This is a genomic window from Brevundimonas diminuta ATCC 11568, assembly GCF_000204035.1.
GTDB lineage: Bacteria > Pseudomonadota > Alphaproteobacteria > Caulobacterales > Caulobacteraceae > Brevundimonas > Brevundimonas diminuta.
The window spans coordinates 1,572,875-1,577,616 of sequence record NZ_GL883086.1 but is presented as its reverse complement, the minus strand read 5'-3'; the positions used below and the strand labels follow the sequence as shown (position 1 = coordinate 1,577,616).

Annotated in this window: 7 protein-coding genes; 1 reads left to right on the top strand and 6 read right to left on the bottom strand. The window is 68.9% G+C overall.

From position 1 onward, the window contains the following. The coding region (locus BDIM_RS11480) for an ABC transporter ATP-binding protein (RefSeq protein ID WP_040345900.1) at nt 1-1,421 on the bottom strand (1,421 nt) is incomplete at its 3' end. Between the two features lie 103 nt (nt 1,422-1,524). Here BDIM_RS11480 and BDIM_RS11475 point away from each other — a divergent pair. Next, on the top strand, nt 1,525-2,190 hold the full coding sequence (locus BDIM_RS11475) for a protein tyrosine phosphatase family protein (RefSeq protein ID WP_003165769.1): 666 nt from the start codon (nt 1,525-1,527) through the stop codon (nt 2,188-2,190). Nucleotides 2,191-2,193: 3 nt separating this feature from the next. On the opposite strand, the gene BDIM_RS11470 is transcribed toward BDIM_RS11475, so the two are convergent. From BDIM_RS11470 to BDIM_RS11455, 5 genes are all read right to left on the bottom strand, one after another. Beyond that, nucleotides 2,194-2,385: a hypothetical protein gene (locus BDIM_RS11470; RefSeq protein WP_003165768.1), complete on the bottom strand. Its 192-nt coding sequence runs from the start codon at nt 2,383-2,385 to the stop codon at nt 2,194-2,196. Then, the gene (locus BDIM_RS18010) at nt 2,382-2,543 is read right to left on the bottom strand and encodes a hypothetical protein (protein ID WP_003165767.1); all 162 of its coding nucleotides are present in this window, start codon (nt 2,541-2,543) and stop codon (nt 2,382-2,384) included. The genes BDIM_RS11470 and BDIM_RS18010 overlap by 4 nt, the downstream gene beginning before the upstream one ends. A 97-nt stretch (nt 2,544-2,640) precedes the next feature. Continuing rightward, complete coding sequence (locus BDIM_RS11465) at nt 2,641-2,892, bottom strand: DUF4170 domain-containing protein (RefSeq protein WP_003165766.1); 252 nt, start codon at nt 2,890-2,892, stop codon at nt 2,641-2,643. A gap of 13 nt (nt 2,893-2,905) precedes the next feature. Further along, on the bottom strand, nt 2,906-3,715 hold the full coding sequence (locus tag BDIM_RS11460; RefSeq protein ID WP_003165765.1) for a 3'(2'),5'-bisphosphate nucleotidase CysQ: 810 nt from the start codon (nt 3,713-3,715) through the stop codon (nt 2,906-2,908). Beyond that, on the bottom strand, nt 3,712-4,742 hold a 1,031-nt coding region (locus BDIM_RS11455; RefSeq protein WP_040345897.1), incomplete at its 5' end, for a TldD/PmbA family protein. The genes BDIM_RS11455 and BDIM_RS11460, both read right to left, overlap by 4 nt.

Below are 4,742 nucleotides of genomic sequence, written 5' to 3'. Positions count from 1 at the left end.
ACGATGTCTTCGGCCGTGGCGCCGGGGCGGCCATAGGCGATGTTGGCGGCGATGGTGTCGTCGAACAGGAAGGGCTCCTGCGTCACCAGGGCGATGTGGTCGCGCAGGGACGACAGGCTCAGCTCGCGGATGTCGCGGCCGTTCAGCGTCACTCGGCCGGCCGTCACGTCATAGAAGCGCGGCAGCAGGCTGAGGATGGTCGATTTGCCGCCGCCCGAGGGGCCGACCAGGGCGATGGTCTCGCCCGGCGCGACGTGCAGGCTGACGTCCGACAGGGTCGGCGCGGACCCGTCCTCGTCGGCGCGATAGGCGAAGGAGACCTGCTCCAGGGCGACGGTGACGGGGCCGGGCGCGACCTGGGCGGCGTCGCTGGCCTCGCGGATCTCGGGCTCGATGTCCAGGGCGGCGAACAGGCGGCGGGCGGCGGTGAAGCCTTCGCTCAGCACCGTCGTCAGGTTCGTCACCTGACGCAGGGCCTGACCGGCCAGCAGCAGCATGCCGATGAAGGAGGCGAAGGCGCCGACCGTCATATGACCCCGGCTGGCGCTCCATCCGGCATAGGCCATGACGGCGGCGACGACGCCGTAGGCGACGATGTCGCTGGCCGGACCTGCGAAGGCGCGGCTGTCGGCGCCCTTGATGACGTGGCGCTGGCGGCGGTCGATGACGGTGGAGACGCGGGTTTCCTCGGCCGCCTCGCGGTTTTCGATCTTGATGACGCGGACGCCGTCCAGGTTCTCCATCAGGGCGCTGGACAGGGCCTCGGTCTCTACCATGGCGCCGTGGGCGGCCTTCCTCGACTTCTTGCCGAAGCGGCCGATGATCCAGCTGACCAGCGGCACGCCCAGCAGGACGATCAGCGTCAGCGGCAGGTCGATGAAGCCCATGGCGACGATGACGCCCAGCAGCATCAAGGCGTTCTGGGTGTAGTTGACCACGCCCGAGGTGAAGGCCTCGCGCACCAGATTGGCGTCGAACAGGACGGAGGAGACGAACGTCCCCGAATGCTGGCTGCGCAGGCGCGACAGGTCGGCCCGGATCATGCCCGAGAACAGCTGTTTCTGGATGTCGCCGACGATGCCGTGGCCCAGCCGGTTCACCAGCGCCGCCTGACCGGCCATGGCCAGCGAGCGGATCACCGCCACGGCGATGATGAACAGGGGGATGGCGATCAGCACCTTGTCCGCCGGGATGGTGACGGTGTTCCAGATGGTCACGGGGCCTGCGTGCTTGCCGAACAGCAGGTCGATGGCCGGTTCCAGAAACTTCAGCAGCAGGGCCGTCAGCCCGCCCGACACGCCCGCCAGCAGCATGGAGGCGAAGAAGGCCGGCTTGTGCCGCGACAGATACTCGCGCCAGATGCGGGCGAGCAGAGGCCGCAGCGGCTCGCGGGCGTCGGCATGGGGGACGGGAACGGTCATCGGCCTTCGGTCGAACGGCTGAGGCGTCAAGTCAAGCGGCCGCGCGCGAGAGAGACGGCCTTGGACGGGTGACGCCGGGTGCAAACGGCGCTATCTCGCCGTCATGGGGCGCTACGATCTGACTACGCCGTTCGGCCGTTTCAAGGCGCATTGGTCCTATTTCTGGAAGGATCACGCCTTCCTGCGCACGGCGTTCACCAACGCCCACTGGCTGGGACCGGATCTGGTGCGGACCAATCAGCCGTCGCCGCGCCAGCTGGCCTGGTGGAAGCGGCAGGGCGTCCGCACCGTCGTCAATCTGCGCGGCCAGAGGGACGAGGCCTATTACTGGCTGGAGAAGGACGCCTGCGAACGGCTGGGCCTGACGCTGATCGACGCGCCGCTGGATTCGCGCGATCCGCCGGGCAAGGACCGGGTGCGCCGGGCCAAGGCCCTGTTCCAGACGATGGAGTATCCGGCCCTGATCCACTGCAAGTCGGGCGCGGACCGGGCGGGAATGATGGCGGTCTTCTATCGCCACTTCCACCTGGGCGAACCGATCTCGGCGGCGATGGAGGAACTGGGCAAGCGCACCCTGCACAGCCGCGAGGGGCTGACCGGCGTGCTGGACTATACGCTGGAGAAATACGTCGCCGAGGTCGAACCCACGGGCGTCAGCTTCGAGGACTGGGTCGAGAGCGACGCCTATGATCCCAAGGCGATCCGCGCCGAGTTCAAGGCCGGCTGGTGGGGCAAGCTGGTCGTCGACCGTCTGTTGAAACGCGAATAGGCCTCAGCCCCAGGGGCCGCGTCCGGCGGCGGGCGGCGGGGCGTTGCGCGCCGCCTGTTCCTTCTTCCAGCGCTTGATCTGACGGACGTGATCGCGTTGGCGGGCTAGGACGATCAGCCATAGCGCCAGGACGGCGATCAGGGAAACCACGCCGAAGATCTGCTGGCCGTCCAGCGTCTGGCCGAATAGCGTCAAGGTCTGCGGTCCCGATCAGAAGGGGTGAAGGGGTCGTTCCAGGCGGTGTCCTGATCCTCGCCGGGGCGGGCGACGTGCGGCGGCCCCTTGCGCACGACCCACACGATCGCCGCCACGGCGACGACCACCAGAAGCAGGACGATGAGGGTCGGCAGCATGGCGAATCCTGTTCATGACAAAGGCGACTGATGAGAAAGCGCATCAGCCGCCCCTGCGGTTCCTGAACAGCGGCGTGATGACGCCGTGAATGCTCGATCAGGCGTCGGTGCGCGGATCGATCAGCTTGTGCGCGTGCAGGATGAAGTAGCGCATGTGGGCGTTGTCGACGGTCGCCTGGGCGCGGGCCTTCCAGGCCTTCTTGGCTTCTTCGTAGTTGCCGAAGGCGCCGACGAACTCGACCTGCGACAGGTCGCGGAAGACGGGCTCGGCCGGGTGGCGCATCTCGCCGCCGATGACGAGGTGAAGCAGTTGGGGATCGTGAGAGTCGGCCATGGAGAGGGGGTCCATTGCGGGAGGAATGTCAGATGGCCAGCGGGATAGGCGCTGTGCGCCTCACGATCAACGGGTGAAGGGCCGGTGCGGCGCATATCAGGCTGGTTTGACGCGGATCGGGGCGATTAAAGCGCCACGGACGGCCCATATGGTCGCTGACCTTGGCCCCGGCCTCTTCGGCGATCAGGGCGCCGGCGCAGACGTCCCAATCCCATTTGGGGCTGATGGCGATGGCCGCATCGAAGGCGCCCGCCGCCACAAGCGCCATGCGATAGGCCAGGGCGTTGCGTTTGGAGAAGCGCATCGAGGGCCAGGGTTCGTCCCATTCGCGCGCCTCCATCAGCCGAGCGTCGGCCAGAAGCTCGGCGTCTTCCAGGTCGTCGGTGTCGGAGGCGCTGATGGGCCGTCCCTGCAGGCGGGCGCCGCCGCCCAGCGTGGCCTCGAACACCTCGTCCATCATCGGGGCGTGGATGACGGCGGCGACGGGGCGGCCGTCCTCGACCACGGCGATGGGCACGCACCACCACGGCTTGTTCTTCATGAAGGCGACGGTGCCGTCGATCGGATCGACGACGAAGATGCGTTTTTTCGACAGGCGCTCCGTGCTGTCGGCCGTTTCCTCGGACAGCCAGCCGTAGTCGGGCCGGGCGGTCAGCAGCGCGTCGCGCAACAGCTGGTCCACCGCCAGATCGGCGCTGGTGACGGGCGAGCCGCCGTCCTTGGACCAGACCTTCAGCCCGGCCGCGCGGTGTTCGAGCGCCAGTCGACCGGCGGCCAGGGCCGCGTCGCGGATCAGGGCGAGGTCGGCGGCCCAGAGCGCTGAAGAGGGGTCGCTCATTTGCCCGCGATCGCCACCTTGTCGAACAGCAGGGAGGGGCTGTTGAACGCGCCGCGGAACTCCAGATCCCCGGCGCGTTGCAGGCGGGCGTAGAGGTCGATCAAATTGCCCGCCACGGTGACTTCGCTGACCGGATAGGCGCGCTGGCCGTCCTCGAACCAGAAGCCCGACACCCCGGCCGACCAGTCGCCGGTGTTGCCGTTCAGCGAGGGGCCGAACATGGAGGTGATCAAAAGGCCTGTCCCGGCCTGCGCCATCAGGGCGTCCAGATCGCCTTCGCCCGGCGCCAGGTGCAGGTTGTGGGTCGAGACGCCCGACGGTCCCGCCAGCCCGCGCGAGGCGTGGCCGGTGGTCTGCAGGCCCAGCTGGGCCGCCGAGGCCGTGTTCAGCAGCCAGGTGGTCAGGACGCCGTCCCTGACGATCTCGCGCCGCTCGACCGCCACGCCTTCATCGTCGAAGGGGGTGGAGCCGAGGCCGCGCGGGCGGAACGGGTCGTCGACCAGGTCGACGCCGGTCGGCAGGACGCTCTGGTTCAGCTTGTCCTTCAGGAAGGAGCTGCCGCGCGCGATCGACGGGCCGGAAATGGCGCCCAGCAGCGGCGACAGCACCTGTGTCGCCACGCGGTTCTCGAAGATGACGGGGGCGGTGGTCGAGGCGATCTTGCGCGGGCCGACGCGGGCGACGGCGCGCTCGCCCGCCTTCAGGCCGATGGAGGCCGCGTCTGGCAGGTCGGACAGGTGGCGCACGGCGCGGCTTTCGCCGCCGCGCTCCATGGCGCCGTCCTTCTCGGCGATGACGCCGACGCCCAGAGAAAAGGCGCTGCCGCGATGGCGGCCGTCGAACCCGTGCGAGGTGACGAGGCGCCATTCGCTGGCCGACCATGAGGCGTGGCCGCCTTCGGATTTGGACACGCCCGATACGGCCAGGGCGGCGGCCTCGGCTTCGGCGGCGGCGGCTTCAAGCGCCTCGGCCGAGCGTTCGGCGGGGTCATAGAGGTCGAGGTCCGCGTGCGGCGCGGCGGCCAGAC